Consider the following 15,005-nt stretch of genomic DNA (forward strand, 5'->3'; position numbering starts at 1 on the left):
ACCATGTGACGAACTTCGACCTGGTCATCATCGGCACCGGCTCCGGCAACTCCATCCTCGACGAGCGGTTCCGCGACTGGCGTGTCGCGATCGTCGAGAAGGGCACCTTCGGCGGCACCTGCCTCAACGTCGGCTGCATCCCGACGAAGATGTTCGTGCACCCCGCGGACCTGGCCGCCATGCCCGCCGCGGCGGGACGGCTCGGGGTGGACGCCACGCTCGACGGTGTTCGCTGGGCCGACATCCGGGACCGGGTCTTCGGCCGGATCGACCCGATCGCCGCCGGTGGCCGGGAGTACCGGGCCAACCACACCGACAACGCGAACGTGACCGTGTACGAGGGCACGGCGCGGTTCACCGGGCCGCGCACCCTCGACGTCGACGGCGAGACCATCACCGCAGACCGGATCGTGCTGGCGGCGGGCGGGCGCGCACTGGTGCCGGCGGTGCCTGGCCTCGAGGAGGTCGGTTACCACACCAGCGACACCGTCATGCGGCTCGAGAAGCTGCCCAGGCGCATGACGATCATCGGCAGCGGGTTCGTCTCGGCGGAGTTCGCGCACGTGTTCTCGTCGTTCGGTGTCGAGGTCACCGTCGTCGCCCGCTCCGGTGCGCTGCTGCGGCGCCAGGACGGCGACATCAGCGCGCGGTTCACCGAACTGGCGGCCGGCAGGTGGGACGTGCGGCTGAACCGGAAGGTGCTCGGCGCGTCCCGTGACGCGGACGGCATCCGGCTCGACCTGGACGGCGAGTCGCTCTCGACCGACCTGGTGCTGGTCGCGATCGGCCGGGTCCCGAACTCGGACCTGCTCGACCTGCCAGCCGCCGGGATCGACGTGGCGCCGTCCGGGCACGTGGTGGTGGACGAGTTCCAGCGCACGACCGCGGCCGGGGTGTGGGCGCTCGGGGACCTCAGCTCACCGTTCGAGCTGAAGCACGTCGCGAACCACGAGGCCCGCGTCGTGCAGCACAACCTGCTGAACCCGGCGGCGCCGATCGAGGCCGACCACCGGTTCGTCCCGCACGCGGTGTTCACGTCGCCGCAGATCGCTTCGGTCGGGATCACCGAGGAACAGGCCCGTGCGCGCGGGCTCCGGTACGTCACGGCGAAGCAGGACTACGCGGGCATCGCGTACGGCTGGGCGATGGAGGACAACACCGGCTTCGCGAAGGTGCTCGCCGACCCGGCGTCCGGCCAGCTGCTCGGCGCGCACATCATCGGCCCGCAGGCCTCGACGCTGATCCAGCCGCTGATCCAGGCGATGAGCTTCGGCCTCGACGCCCGGTCCATGGCCCGCGGGCAGTACTGGATCCACCCGGCGATGCCGGAACTGATCGAGAACGCGCTGCTGAACCTCCCCCTGGACTGACGCTCTTTAGCAGAGCGGTTTCTTCACCATTCCCCGACCCCGGCCTTTCTTGTCGATTCAGAAGAATTCACCGTGATACGCATCACGGGTATCGAACACTTTCGTGATCGGCATGGTCACTCGTCCGAGTGAGACAGACGCCTGGTTGGCCCAGCGAGATGACAGGGGCAGCAGAGTCACATTCCGCGTTGTCGCAGGACATCGCGCAAAGATCACGAGTTGATAACGGCAACTGGAAATTGTGGGTGACACTTCCGAGCCGACGCTCACTCCTGTCCGCGAATTGACTTCACCGACGGTAATCACAATTCTGAGTGCCTTCCGTCGGGGAACCCATCCGCAGAAGAAACTGGAGATGACCTTGCGTCGTACCCGCATGCTCGCGTCCGGATGCAGCCTCGTGGGCGTCGCCGCGCTGGCAGCGGTCCTCACCGCGCCGCCGGCAGTCGCCGAAAGGGGACCGTCGGGCTCCGCCTACGCGCTGTCCGTCGCGACCACCCTGCTCAACCAGCCGCTGGTGAAGATCGACCCCCGCCCGACCGCGGTCTACCCGCGCGGCGGCAGCGACTCGCTGGTCGAGGTCGGCCCCGACGCGGCGGGCCTGGTGACCGCGAACGCGCTCAACGCCTCGTCCGTCCTCAGGGGGCGCACACTCATCAGCGAGGCCGGCATCGCCGACGTGACGGTGAAGAACATCCTGAGCGCGTCGCTGATCAGCGCGGACTGTGAAGCCGGTCCGTCCGGCGTCACCGGCACGTCGGCCGTCGCCGGGCTCACCGTGCTGGGCCAGCGGATCGACGTCACGCTGTCTGGCGAGATCGACGTGCTCGGCGTCGCGAAGGTCCGCGTCAACGAGCAGATCCGCACCGGCAGCACGCTGACCGTGAACGCCGTGCACGTGATCATCGGCGGCCCGGTCGGCAACATCACGAGCGCCGACATCGTGCTGGCGCAGGCGAAGTGCGCCTGGACGGGCGGCACGGCGCCGACCACGACACCATCCACCACGACCACCACGACCTCGGTGGGCGGCACCACCAGCCCGAGCGAACCACCGGTCACCGGCCCGAGCGAACCGACCTCGGGCACGACGACCGACCGCGCCGACGCCACCACTACCAGGCAGGGTGTCTCGAACGCGTCGAACGACGAGGACCTGGCCGACACCGGTGCGAGCGGCATCCTGCCGATCTCGCTGACGGGTCTGGCCCTGCTGGCCGGCGGCGGCGCCACGATGTTCGTCGCGAAGCGCAGGCGCGCCGCGAACCAGGACTGACCGCGCGATCCCGATGACTGCCGCGGCGGTGGGCCCGGTCCCCACGAACCCGCCGCCGCGGCATCGTCGTCGAGGCTCAGGTCGTTGTCACGACAAGATGTGGAAGGTCGCGTTCCGGGCCGCGCTCGATGAGCCGCACCAGCTCACCGGTGTCGAGGTGCGCGGCGACGAGGTCACCGAGCACGTCGAGTTGCGCGGCACGGGCGGCGGCGACCGACGTGTCCGGTGCGGGAACGAACCCGGCGCGCCCCGCGCGGGCAGCCGCCCAGCGCAGCACGTGCCTGCGGAAGGCGTCGTTGTCGAGGAGCCCGTGCCAGTGCGTGCCCATCACCCGGTCGGTGACCGCCCCTTCGAACGACCCGTCCGGCCGCTCGACGAGGCCGGGCGCGGCCTGCCGGACGACCCGGCCGTGGTGGATCTCGTAGCCGCTGACCGGGTGGCCGAACGCGGTCCCCACCGGACGGGCGAGGGTCTTCTCCTGCTCGAACTCGACGTCGAGGTCGAGCAGCCCGAGCCCGGCGGCCGCACCCGCGCCGGACTCGACATGGTCCACGATCCGGGTGCCCAGCATCTGGAACCCGCCGCAGATGCCGACGACGGGCACGTCCGAGCGGACGAGCGCGTCGGCGAACCCCCGCTCCCGCAACCACCTCAGATCGTCCACAGTGGATTTTGAGCCGGGGACGACGACCAGGTCCGCGTCCGTCAGCCGGGACGGCTCGGTGACGAACCGGACCGCGACACCGGGTTCGCAGGCGAGTGCTTCGACGTCGGTGGCGTTGGAGATGCGCGGCAGGCGGACGACCGCGACCCGCAGCCACTGGTCGCCGTGCGGGGGCGGCGGCCGGCCGATGACGCCGTCGGCCGCGTAGGACAGGGAGTCCTCCGTGTCGAGCCACAGTTCCTCGCGCCACGGCAGGACCCCGAGCACCGGGCGCCCGGTCGCGCCGGTGAGCCAGTCGAGCCCCGGCTGCAGCAGGCCGCGGTCGCCGCGGAACTTGTTGACCACGAACGCCTGGATCATGGCCTGGTCGGCGGGACCGAGGACGGCGAGCGTGCCGAAGAGGTGCGCGAGGACACCACCCCGGTCGATGTCACCGACGACGAGCACCGGCAGGTCGGCGGCACGGGCGAGCCCCATGTTGGCGACGTCGCCGTCCCGGAGGTTGACCTCGGCCGGCGAGCCCGCGCCTTCGCACACCACGACGTCGAAGTCCCGCCGCAGTCCGTCCAAAGTGGACAACACGGTGGCGCCGAAGTCGCGCTGCCGGTAGTCGCGGAGCGTGCCGACGGGCTTGCCGAGGAGCACGACCTGCGAACTGCGGTCCGACCCGGGTTTGAGCAGCACCGGGTTGAACCGGACACTGGGTTCGAGCCCGGCCGCGCGCGCCTGCGTGGCCTGCGCCCGCCCGATCTCACCGCCCTCGACCGTGACCGCCGAGTTGTTGGACATGTTCTGGGCCTTGAACGGCGCGACACGCACCCCCTGCCGCGCCAGCCACCGGCAGATCCCGGCGACCAGCACGCTCTTGCCCGCGTCCGACGACGTCCCGGCGACCAGCAACGCTCCCCGCATCCCCGTCCTCTCGTCCACCTGCCATCATCGCGGTCATGCCCGCCTCCCCGGTCACCGCCGTACTGGTGCACAGCCCGTTCCTCGGCCCGGCGAGCCTACGTCCGCTGGCCGACGCACTCGCGTCGCTGGGGCACCCGGCGGTGCTGCTGGACCTGCGCCCGTCGGTGGTGACCCCGCCCGTGCACCAGGTGCTGCTCGGCGCGTTCGCCGACGCCATGAGCGAGGAGCTGCTCGACGGATCCGTTGTGCTGATCGGCCACAGCGGCGCCGGGCCCTTGCTGCCCGGGTTCGCCGACGCGCTGGAGGAGGGGGTGGCGGGGCTGGTGTTCGTGGACGCCGGGCTGCCGACACCGGGCCGCGCGTGGCGGGACACGGTGCCTGCGTCGCTGTACTCGGAGCTGCGGGCGATGTCGCGGGAGGGGCAGCTACCGCGCTGGCAGCGATGGTTCTCGCCGGACCCGTTGTCGGTGGTGGCGGACCCCGCGTTGCGCGCGGAGATCGCGGACGAGGCACCTGAGGTGCCGGTCGCGTTCCTGAAGGAGGAGCGTCCGGAGGTGGAATGGACCGGGCCTGCGGGATACGTGCAACTGTCGCCGCCCTACGACGCGGACGCGGCCGCCGCGCAGGCGCAGGGGTGGCCGATCCGCCGCCTTGCCACGCACCACCTCGCCCCGGCGACCGATCCCGCTCCCGTGGCGCGAGCCATCCTCGAAGTGCTGGCGCAACTGCTCTAGATGAATTGATTCCGTGAAGTCGGTGTGAGTGGGCGGTCGGTCGTCGTGTGCTGGTCGCGTCGTTTCGGTTTTCGGTTGGGTGGGTTGCCTGCGGACGGCGTGGCTATGCCCTGAAAGGCGCGTTCAGGGCGCTGGGCGCCCTGAACGGCCCATTCACGGCATCGGCCCTGACGACGGGTCCGTACGCCAAGCCACTTCACATGATCTTCACGGAATGCTCGTTCAGGGCACGGCAACCGGCACCGGAAGCGAGCGCGGGCGCACAGCGCCCGGCGGGCACCCGCAGAGCGGGCCGGTGCTGCGAAAGGCGCTACGTCCCCACCCACCAACACCGACTTCACGGAGCAATCGTCTAGCCTCCCGCCATGATCACCCTCGACGGGCTGTCCGTCGCGCTGCCCCCTGGCCGGATCGTGCGCGCGAAGGAGGGCGACGGGCGCCCCGCCTTCTGGCTCAGCGACGGGCCGCTGCCGCCCCGGATGTGGGCGACGTTGCGGGCCGACCACCCGCGCTCGGGCCTGTGGCCGCTGCTGCTGACCGCGCTCGACCCCCACGACGAGTTCCGGCCGTGGGGCGACGGCGACGTCGACCCCGATGCCATGACGTCCCCTGCCTCGCACGACGTCGATGCGGTGCTGGCGCACTGGTGGGCGGGGCAGCAGCCGGTCGACGGATCGGAGTCGGACGTGATCGCTCCGTACGGCACGTCGTGGCCGGGCCGCTCCCCCCGGCTGGAGCCGTCGACCGACCCGGACGCGACGGCCGCCGAGCTGGTCGAAGTGCTGGCGTCGTTCGACGACGACACCAGGTTCGGACTCGTTCCCGCGGAGCGCGGCGCGGACGCGATCACGTCGGCGGGCTGGCTGGGCCCGGTCAACCACACCGGCGACACGGCGAAGCTGTCCGCGGTCCTGCGTGACTGGGAGGACCGGTTCGGGGCAAGGCTGATCGGAGCCGGCTTCGCGACGTTGCAGGTCAGTGTGGCTGCGCCGCCTGGTTCACGTGAGGAGGCGCTGTCGGTGGCGGCGGAGCATTTCGCGTTCTGCCCGGACAACGTGTGGCAGGGGCCGGAGGGGACGCTGGCCGGGTACGCGGAGCGGCTGGTCGGCGAGGACACCTGGTACTTCTGGTGGGATTAGGGCCGCTTACCAGCTCTGGCTGAAACGCCAGCTCGGGCTCCTGCGTCCAGCGGGTGCGGTGACCGCACCCGCACGGTGCCCGGCGCTCACGGCAGCGTCAGGATTTCCGCGCCGTTGTCCGTGACCACCAGTGTGTGTTCGAACTGGGCGGTCCAGCTCTTGTCCTTGGTGGTGACGGTCCAGCCGTCGTCCCAGATGTCGTAGTCGATGCCGCCCAGGGTGATCATCGGTTCGATGGTGAAGGTCATGCCCTTCTCGATGACCGTGTCGACCTTGGGCTCGTCGTAGTGCAGGATCACCAGGCCGCTGTGGAAGGACCGGGCGATGCCGTGGCCGGTGAAGTCCCGCACCACGCCGTAGTCGAAGCGTTTGGCGTACGCCTCGATCACGCGGCCGATGACGTTCAGCGCGCGGCCCGGCTTGACCGCCCTGATCGCGCGCATGGTCGCCTCGTGGGTGCGTTCCACCAGCAGGCGCACGTCCTGCTCGACCTCACCGGCCAGGAACGTCGCGTTGGTGTCGCCGTGCACGCCGCCGAGGTAGGCCGTCACGTCGATGTTGACGATGTCGCCGTCCTCGATGCGGGTGGTGTCCGGGATGCCGTGGCAGATCACCTCGTTGAGGGACGTGCAGCACGACTTCGGGAAGCGGCGATAGCCCAGGGTCGACGGGTACGCGTGGTGGTCGAGCAGGAACTCGTGCACCACCGCGTCGATGTCGTCGGTCGTCGCGCCCGGCTTGACGGCCTTGCCGCCCTCCTGCAGTGCCTGTGCCGCGATCCGGCCCGCCACCCGCATGGCCTCGATCGTCTCGTCGGTCTGCACCCACGGGTCGGTGTTCTTCGCGGGCGCGGGCTTGTCGACGTACTCCGGCCGCGGGATGGACGACGGAACAGGACGACGCGGTGACTGGACACCGGACTTCAGCGGCGTGCGAACGGGCATGCGTCCCAGCCTAAGTGGTCAGAATCGGAAGTCCTTCGTGGGTATCGGCGGATCCAGGTTTTCGCTGGGCGTGCGGCCGGAAGGTCCTCGTACTGGTTGTACTCGGGCCTTTCGGCCGTGCGTCCAGCGGGAAGCTGGGCCGTCGAGACCCCGAAGGACTTCCGATTCTGACCACTAAGACAGGCCCGACAGGAACCTGGCCGCGGCTGCCACCGCCTTGCTCGACACCTCCGCGCCCGTGAGCAGCACCGCGAACGCCAGGTCGCCGCGGTAGCCGACGAACCAGCCGTGCGCGTGCGTCCCGTCGCCGAACTGGGCCGTGCCGGTCTTGCCGCGCAGGTCGGGGAACGCCGCCAGCGCGGGCGTGATCGCCACCATCTCCCGCATCATCGCCCGCACGCCGGCCAGGACCTGCGGGGACACCGGCTCCACTGTCGAGTCGGCCTCGGTCGTGGCGTCATCCAGCAGTTTCGGCGTCGGCATCGTGCCCGTCGCGACCGTCGACACCAGCAGCGCCATGCCGAACGGGCTCGCCACCACCTTTCCCTGCCCGAAGCCGTCCTCGGCCCGCTCCACCACGTTCGAGGCCGGGGGCACCGAGCCGGTCACCGTGGTCGCGCCGGGCATGACGAAGTCGACGCCGAGGCCGAACCGCTTCGCGGTCTCCGTCAGCTCCGACGGGCCCATCTGCGTCGCGAGCTGCGCGAACGTCGTGTTGCACGAGAACGCGAACGCGCTCGACAGCGGGATGGTGCCCTTGTCGAACTTGCCGGAGTTCGGGATCTCGCGGCCCTCGACGGTGATCGTCGGCGGGCAGCCGACCGGGGTCGCTCCGGTGACCTTGCCGCCGGCCAGCGCCGCGGCCGCGGTGACGATCTTGAACGTGGAGCCCGGCGGGTACCGGCCCATCAGCGCGACCGGCCCCTCCTTGTCGGCGACGGGGTTCTGCGCGACCGCGAGCAGCTCCCCCGTCGACGGCTGCATCGCCACGATCATCGACGGGGCCGGCTCCGCGTCCACCGCGGCCTGCGCCGCGTTCTGCACCCCGACGCTCAGCGTGGTCCTCGCCGCCTTCGCCGGCTCGGCCGCCTTCGCGTGCAGCTCCTCGACCTCCGCGCCCGCCGGGTCGGTCGTGATGACCCGCCAGCCCGCCTTGCCGGTCAGATCGGCCTCGACGACCTTGCGGATGCCGGGCAGCAGCGTCGGCGCGAACGCCTTGTCGTTCGCGAGCAGCCTCGGCGCGGACGTGAACCGGACGCCGGGCAGGTCGTAGATGGCGGGCTTCACCACGTCGTAGTCGGTCTGCCGCAGCGCGGCCACCTGGTAGGGCTGCCCAGCGGGGGTCTTGTTCACGCCGTCGAGGATCGACGCCTGCGTGATCGTGCGGTCGAACCGGCCCAGTGCCGTGGCGAGCGCACCGGCGACCGCCCGCACGTTCCCGGCCTTCTCCTTCTCCAGCAGCACGGAGATCACCCGGCTGGGCGCGAGCACCAGGTTGCCGTCGCGGTCCAGCACCGGAGCCAGCTCCGGCTGCTGCCCCTGCACGGCGATCGCCTGCTGCCGCGCGAGCCTGGGGTGGATGACCGTGGGACTCCAGTGGACCTGCCACTGCTCGTCCGACTCACGCAGCTCGATGTGGTTCTCGTAGGTCCACGTCCGGCCGGGGCCGAGGTCCCAGGTGACCGTGTAGGAGACGTTCGCGGTCGACGCACCCTCGGCCTGGTTGACCTCCTCGACCTTCGTCCTCACCGACTTCGGTTCGAGGGCCTCGCGGACCGCGGCCATCTGGCTCTTCGCGGTGTCCGGCGAGTCGGTCTCCCCGGCCGCCGCGGCGAGGTCGCCCTTGGCGAACGCGGCGAGGAACGCGTTCGCCGTGTCGCCCGGTTGCGGGCCGGACACGCTGCAGCCGACGAGTGGGGCGACGAGGACGAGAACAGTCGCTAGCCGGGTGACACGCACGCCGGCGAGTATGCCGGAAGATCAGAACAGCACGGTGGCGTACTGGCCCACCCTGGTGAACCCGATCCGCTTGTACGCCGACTGGGCGACCACGTTGTACGCGTTCACGTAGAGGCTCGCGGTGCGTCCCAGCCCGCGCACGAGCCGGTCCACGACGGCGGCCGTGCCGGTCGAGCCGAGGCCGTGCCCGCGCCGGTCCGGGTGCACCCACACGCCCTGGATCTGCCCGACCGCCGACGACAGCGCGCCGATCTCCGCCTTGAACACGACCTCGCCGCTCTCGAACCGGGCGAACGCGCGACCGGCGGCGATCAGCTCGGCGACCCTCGCGCGGTAACTGGCGCCGCCGTCCCCGGCACGGGGGTCGACGCCGACCTCCTCGATGAACATGGCGATCGCGGCGGGCAGGTAGCGGTCCAGCTCGTCCGGGCGGACCGGCCGCACCAGCGGGTCGGGCGGGACGTCGGACACCTTGCCGGTCGACATCAGCGGCTGGTCGTCCCGAACCTCACGGGCCGGTCCCCAGTCCAGCTCCAGCTCCGACCAGAGCCCCATGACCTGCTCGGCGGGCCCGACGACCGACGAGCACACGCGCCGCCGCCGCAACGCCCGGTCGGCGAACGCACGCAGCGCGGACCGGTTGCCCTGCAACGGGATCAGGTTCGAACCGGCGAAGCACAGCGAGTCGAGACGGCCGGCGCGCAGCCCGCGCGGCTCGCAGCCCCACAGCTCACCGCCCAGCCGCCACGGGTCCATACCGAGGTTCTCGATCCTGGACGCGACCATGCAGGACGCGACGGGATCCGCCGTGAGCATCGCGCGCACGGCCAACCGATCCCGCTCGTCCAGCAGCCGTGCTCCTGCAAGCCGCAACACAAGCACAAGCGTGCCAGATGAACGGTCGCCAAGACAGTCGAGGTGCGATGAGTTCCGCTCGGCGCGGCAGTCTGACCACCATGGGCAAACTCATCTTTGGCATGAACGTGTCGGTGGACGGCTACATCGCCGACGCGAAGGGCGACATCGGCTGGTCCGACCCGGACGACGAGCTGCACCAGTACTGGAACGACGCGGCCCGCGAGATCGCGCTGTCGCTGTACGGACGACGGCTCTACGAGCTGATGTCGGCGTACTGGCCGACTGCCGACAAGGACCCGGACGCCTCCCGGGTCACCATCGACTACGCACGCGTCTGGCTCGCGACCCCCAGGGTGGTGTTCTCGAAGACGCTGGAGTCGGTCGGCTGGAACTCCCGGCTGGAACGCGGGGACGTCGTCGAGGTCGCGACCCGGCTCAAGGCCGAGACCGACGGGGTGCTGGAGGTGGCAGGCGCGACGCTGGCGGCTCCGCTCGTCCAGGCCGGGCTGGTGGACGAGTACCGGATCGTGTTGGGGCCCACCGCCGTCGGTGGCGGCACGCCGTACTTCCCGGCGCTGCCGTCGTGGCTCTCGCTGCGGCTGGTGGAGAACCGCGCCTTCCCGGGCGGCGAGGTGCTCCTGCGCTACGAGGCGAAGCGCGACTGATCGGACATACTGCCGTCCATGACCGGAACCACTGACCCGCGAACGGGCTACGCCGAGCTCGGTGACCTGCGGATGTACTACGAGGTCCACGGCGAGGGCGGGACACCCCTGCTCCTGCTGCACGGGGGCCTGTTCGACATCGACCAGCAGTTCGGCCCGCTGCTGCCGGGGCTCGCCCGCGACCGCCAGGTCGTCGCGGCCGACTTCCAGGCGCACGGCCGCACCAACGACATCGACCGGCCGCTGCGCACCGCGGACCTGGCCGAGGACGTGGTCGGGCTGCTGGCACACCTCGGGCTTTCCCGGGTGGACGTGTTCGGGTTCAGCGTGGGCGGCGCCGTGGCGCTGCACCTGGCCGTCCGCCACCCCGAGCTGGTGCGCAGGGCGGTGATCTCGTCGGTCTCGTTCCACCCGGACGGCCAGCGCCCCGAGAACAGCGAGGCGGTCGGGCAGATGACCGTCGACATGATCGCCGGGACGCCGATGGCGGAGGCGTACCTCGCCAAGTCGCCGCACCCGGACTCCGAGCACCTGCAGACGCTGCTCGACAAGCTGGGCGGCTACGACGATCCCGGGTGGTCCGACGACGAGATCGCGGGCATCGCCGCGCCGACCCTCATCACGGTCGGCGACTGCGACGCGGTGAAGCTGGAGCACGCCGTGCAGTTCCTGCGGCTGCGCGGCGGCGACGTCAACGGCGACTTCGTCGGCGTGCCGGCCTCGCAGCTGGCCGTGTTCCCCGGCACCACGCACTTCTTCGGCCTCGCCAGGACCGATCTGGTGCTGGACGTGGTGCGCACGTTCCTCGACGCGCCGGAGCCGGAGACGAGCGACTAGGAGACGGTGACGGTCGGGGTGCCCGCTTCAGCGGTCTCCCCGGCCTCCTCCGCGATGCGCATGGCCTCCTCGATCAGGGTCTCCACGATCTGGTGCTCGGGCACGGTCTTGATGACCTGGCCCTTCACGAAGATCTGGCCCTTGCCGTTGCCGGAGGCAACCCCGAGATCAGCCTCACGAGCCTCGCCAGGACCGTTCACGACGCAGCCCATCACGGCCACGCGCAGCGGGACCTCCATGCCCTCCAGCCCCGCGGTGACCTCGTCGGCCAGCTTGTAGACGTCCACCTGCGCCCGCCCGCAGGACGGGCAGGACACGATCTCCAGTTTGCGGGGCCGCAGGTTCAGCGACTGCAGGATCTGCGTGCCGACCTTGACCTCCTCGACCGGCGGCGCGGACAACGAAACCCGGATCGTGTCGCCGATGCCCTGGCGCAGCAGCGCACCGAAGGCCACCGCCGACTTGATCGTGCCCTGGAACGCCGGGCCCGCCTCGGTGACGCCGAGGTGCAGCGGGTAGTCGCACTGCTCGGCCAGGAGCTCGTAGGCCCGCACCATGACCACCGGGTCGTTGTGCTTCACCGAGATCTTGATGTCGTGGAAGTCGTGCTCGGCGAACAGAGACGCCTCCCACAGCGCCGACTCGGCCAGCGCCTCCGGGGTGGCCTTGCCGTACTTGCGCAGCAGCCGGGGGTCGAGCGAACCGGCGTTGACGCCGATGCGGATGGGGGTGCCGTGGTCACGCGCGGCGGCCGCGATCTCGGCGACCTTGTCGTCGAACTTCTTGATGTTGCCCGGGTTCACGCGCACCGCGGCACAGCCCGCCTCGATCGCCGCGAAGACGTACCTCGGCTGGAAGTGGATGTCCGCGATGACCGGGATCTGCGACTTCGCGGCGATCGCGGGCAGCGCGTCGGCGTCGTCCTGTGACGGGCACGCCACCCGGACGATGTCGCAGCCCGCCGCGGTCAGCTCGGCGATCTGCTGCAACGTCGCGTTGACGTCCGCGGTCAGCGTGGTGGTCATCGACTGCACGGAGATCGGGAACTCGCTGCCGACACCGACCTTGCCGACCATCAGCTGCCTGGTCTTGCGCCGCTCCGCCAGCACGGGCGGCGGGGTGGCCGGCATGCCCAGCATGATGCCTTCGGTCATGGGTTCAGCCTACTGGCCTATTCGGATGGGGTTGACGATGTCCGCTGTGATGGTCAGCAACATGACGGCGCCCCCGATGAAGATGAACACCATGGTGACCGCCGAGAGCTTGGTGTAGTCGACCGGGCCGCCGGCCGGCTTGCCGCGGAGTTTGCGCAGCCAGTCACGGATCTTCTCGTAGAACAGCACCGCGATGTGGCCGCCGTCCAGCGGCAGCAGCGGGAGCAGGTTGAACACGCCGACGAAGAAGTTCAGCGTGGCCAGGAGCAGCAGGAACAGCTCCCACACGCCGGCCTCGACCGCGTCACCGCCGATGATGCTCGCGCCGACGACGCTGACCGGGGTGTCGGGGTCGCGCTCACCGCCGCCGATGGCCTCGATGACCTTCGGGATCTTCTCCGGGAACGCCAGCAGCCCCTGCCAGACGCGGACGAACATCTCGCCGGTGAACTCGATCGAGCCGCCGACCGCCGAGGCCGCCGTGTAGGTGTAGATCGGGGTGCTGGTGACGCCGATCGCGCCGACCTCGACGAGCTTGTTGTCGTCGTTGTCGTTCGGTGTGTCGTCCGGCGCGATGCGCTGGACGGTCGCGATGTCGATGGTGACCGTGCGCTCGACGCCGTCGCGGAGGACGACGAACTCGTGCGTGCCGGAGAGCGTCTGCACCCGCGCCACCACGTCCGACCAGGTCGGGGTGGCCTTGCCGTCGATGCTGATGATCTCGTCGCCCTCGCGCAGGCCCGCGTCGCGCGCCGGGGCCGGGTCGTTCGGGCCGCAGTCGGCGTACTCCCCGGTCCTCGGGTCCTGGGTCGGCGCCGCGCAGTCGGTGCCGCTGATGACCGGGGTGCCCGCCACGTTCGGCAGGCCCATCGTCGCGGCCAGCAGGTACAGGATGATGAAGCCGAGGATGAAGTGGGTCACCGAGCCCGCGACCATCACCACGAAGCGCTTCCACGTCGGGTAGCGCCACATCGCGCGGGGCGCCTCGTCCGGGGTGACCTCGTCGAGCGCGGTCATGCCGGCGATGTCGCAGAAGCCGCCCGCGGGGATCGCCTTCAGGCCGTACTCGGTCTCACCGCGCCGGAAGGACCAGATCTTCGGGCCGAACCCGATGAAGTACCGCCGCACCTTCATGCCGAAGGCCTTGGCGGCCCACATGTGCCCGGCCTCGTGCAGTGCCACCGACACGCAGATCCCGAGTGCGAACAGCACGACCCCAAAGAGCCATGTGAGCAAGTTCCGTCAGTCCTTTCCTACCCCGCCGCGAGCCAGCAGCTCACGGGCGCGGGCGCGGGCCCAGTCCTCAGCCGCGAGCACCTCGTCGACGCTGCCCGGCTCACGGTGCCAGTCGTGCGCGTCGTCGAGGACGTGCTCGACAGTGTCCACAATCGTGGTGAAGGCCGTGTGTCCTTCCACGAAGGTCGCGACGGCTTCCTCGTTCGCGGCGTTGTAGACCGCGGGCAGACAGCCGCCGGCCGTGCCTGCCCGGCGGGCGAGCCGCACGGCCGGGAAGGTGTCCTCGTCCAGCGGTTCGAACGTCCACGCGGTCGGCTCGGCGAACGTGGCGGGCCGGGCCGCGGCGGGCACCCGGTCCGGCCAGCCGAGCGCCAGTGAGATCGGCAACTTCATGTCCGGCGGGCTGGCCTGCGCGAGGGTGGAGCCGTCGGTGAACGTCACCATCGAGTGGATCATCGACTGCGGGTGGACGACCACGTCGATGCGGTCGTACGGGACGCCGAACAGCAGGTGCGCCTCGATCAGTTCGAGGCCCTTGTTGACGAGCGTGGCCGAGTTGATCGTGATGACCGGGCCCATGGCCCACGTCGGGTGCGCCATCGCGTCGGACACCCCGACACCGGCGAGGTCCGCGCGCTTCCTGCCGCGGAACGGGCCGCCGGACGCGGTCAGCACCAGCCGCGCCACCTCGTGCGCCTGCCCGCCGCGCAGGCACTGCGCGATGGCCGAGTGCTCCGAGTCGACCGGCACGAGCTGTCCGGGCTTGGCGGCCTTCAGCACCAGCGGACCGCCCGCGATCAGCGACTCCTTGTTCGCGAGCGCGAGCGTGGCGCCGGTGCCCAGGGCGCGCAGCGTCGGCGCGAGACCGCGGGACCCGGTGATGGCGTTGAGGACGATGTCGGCAGGCGTGCCCGCGATCAGGTCGGTCATGGCGTCCGGGCCCGCGAGGATGCGCGGCATCTCGAACTCGCCCCGGTCGTAGCCCCGCTTCTGCGCCTCGGCGTAGATCGCGAGCTGCACGTCCTCGGCGGCGGTCGCCCGCGACACGGCGACGGTGCGGACCCGGTGGGTGAGCGCCTGGGCGGCCAGTGCGGCGGGGTCGGCGCCCCCGGCCGCGACGCCGACGACGTCGAAGCGATCCGGGTTGGCCGCGATCACGTCCAGGGCCTGGACGCCGACCGAACCCGTGGACCCCAGTACGAGCACGGTGCGTTCGTTCATCACCGCCATTGTTCCCGATGCCCTCGAACGCGCCGG

The 15,005-nt window shown here is 70.7% G+C and carries 13 protein-coding genes; 6 read left to right on the forward strand and 7 right to left on the reverse strand.

Annotated features, from left to right (window positions below):
- The first annotated feature begins 5 nt into the window (after positions 1-5).
- On the forward strand, positions 6-1,370 hold the full coding sequence (locus ACFPCV_RS22960; RefSeq protein WP_378058353.1) for a mycothione reductase: 1,365 nt from the start codon (positions 6-8) through the stop codon (positions 1,368-1,370).
- Positions 1,371-1,725: 355 nt separating this feature from the next.
- On the forward strand, positions 1,726-2,646 hold the full coding sequence (locus tag ACFPCV_RS22965) for a choice-of-anchor P family protein (protein WP_378058354.1): 921 nt from the start codon (positions 1,726-1,728) through the stop codon (positions 2,644-2,646).
- Between the two features lie 76 nt (positions 2,647-2,722).
- On the opposite strand, the gene ACFPCV_RS22970 is transcribed toward ACFPCV_RS22965, so the two are convergent.
- Complete coding sequence (locus ACFPCV_RS22970) at positions 2,723-4,222, reverse strand: cobyric acid synthase (protein WP_378058733.1); 1,500 nt, start codon at positions 4,220-4,222, stop codon at positions 2,723-2,725.
- A gap of 35 nt (positions 4,223-4,257) precedes the next feature.
- Here ACFPCV_RS22970 and ACFPCV_RS22975 point away from each other — a divergent pair, with 35 nt between their 5' ends.
- Both ACFPCV_RS22975 and ACFPCV_RS22980 read left to right on the forward strand, forming a co-directional pair.
- Positions 4,258-4,956, forward strand: a complete 699-nt coding sequence (locus ACFPCV_RS22975) for an alpha/beta fold hydrolase (RefSeq protein ID WP_378058355.1) — start codon at positions 4,258-4,260, stop codon at positions 4,954-4,956.
- A 365-nt stretch (positions 4,957-5,321) separates the two neighbouring features.
- A complete protein-coding gene (locus ACFPCV_RS22980; RefSeq protein WP_378058356.1) occupies positions 5,322-6,095 on the forward strand; it encodes a DUF4253 domain-containing protein in 774 nt (257 codons plus the stop codon).
- A gap of 86 nt (positions 6,096-6,181) precedes the next feature.
- Here the strand turns inward: ACFPCV_RS22980 and map are convergent, their stop codons facing one another.
- From map to ACFPCV_RS22995, 3 genes are all read right to left on the reverse strand, one after another.
- On the reverse strand, positions 6,182-7,039 hold the full coding sequence (gene map / locus ACFPCV_RS22985; RefSeq protein ID WP_378058357.1) for a type I methionyl aminopeptidase: 858 nt from the start codon (positions 7,037-7,039) through the stop codon (positions 6,182-6,184).
- Between the two features lie 174 nt (positions 7,040-7,213).
- The gene (locus ACFPCV_RS22990) at positions 7,214-8,998 is read right to left on the reverse strand and encodes a penicillin-binding transpeptidase domain-containing protein (RefSeq protein ID WP_378058358.1); all 1,785 of its coding nucleotides are present in this window, start codon (positions 8,996-8,998) and stop codon (positions 7,214-7,216) included.
- A 21-nt stretch (positions 8,999-9,019) separates the two neighbouring features.
- Complete coding sequence (locus tag ACFPCV_RS22995; protein ID WP_378058359.1) at positions 9,020-9,874, reverse strand: GNAT family N-acetyltransferase; 855 nt, start codon at positions 9,872-9,874, stop codon at positions 9,020-9,022.
- Between the two features lie 80 nt (positions 9,875-9,954).
- On the opposite strand from ACFPCV_RS22995, the gene ACFPCV_RS23000 reads away from it, so the two are divergent.
- Both ACFPCV_RS23000 and ACFPCV_RS23005 read left to right on the forward strand, forming a co-directional pair.
- Entirely contained in the window at positions 9,955-10,521 is a 567-nt protein-coding gene (locus ACFPCV_RS23000) for a dihydrofolate reductase family protein (protein ID WP_378058360.1), read from the forward strand.
- A gap of 18 nt (positions 10,522-10,539) precedes the next feature.
- Positions 10,540-11,358, forward strand: coding sequence for an alpha/beta fold hydrolase (locus ACFPCV_RS23005; protein WP_378058361.1), 819 nt, complete (start codon positions 10,540-10,542; stop codon positions 11,356-11,358).
- Here ACFPCV_RS23005 and ispG read toward each other — a convergent pair.
- From ispG to dxr, 3 genes are read right to left on the reverse strand one after another with little or no spacing between them, the layout of a single operon-like run.
- The gene (gene ispG, locus ACFPCV_RS23010) at positions 11,355-12,512 is read right to left on the reverse strand and encodes a flavodoxin-dependent (E)-4-hydroxy-3-methylbut-2-enyl-diphosphate synthase (protein ID WP_378058362.1); all 1,158 of its coding nucleotides are present in this window, start codon (positions 12,510-12,512) and stop codon (positions 11,355-11,357) included. The genes ACFPCV_RS23005 and ispG overlap by 4 nt on opposite strands.
- A 9-nt stretch (positions 12,513-12,521) precedes the next feature.
- A complete protein-coding gene (locus ACFPCV_RS23015) occupies positions 12,522-13,748 on the reverse strand; it encodes a M50 family metallopeptidase (RefSeq protein WP_378058363.1) in 1,227 nt (408 codons plus the stop codon).
- Positions 13,749-13,754: 6 nt separating this feature from the next.
- Complete coding sequence (gene dxr / locus ACFPCV_RS23020; RefSeq protein ID WP_378058364.1) at positions 13,755-14,978, reverse strand: 1-deoxy-D-xylulose-5-phosphate reductoisomerase; 1,224 nt, start codon at positions 14,976-14,978, stop codon at positions 13,755-13,757.
- Between the last annotated feature and the right edge of the window lie 27 nt (positions 14,979-15,005).

Source organism: Actinophytocola glycyrrhizae, from assembly GCF_042653545.1.
In the GTDB taxonomy this organism is placed as follows: Bacteria; Actinomycetota; Actinomycetes; order Mycobacteriales; family Pseudonocardiaceae; genus Actinophytocola; species Actinophytocola glycyrrhizae.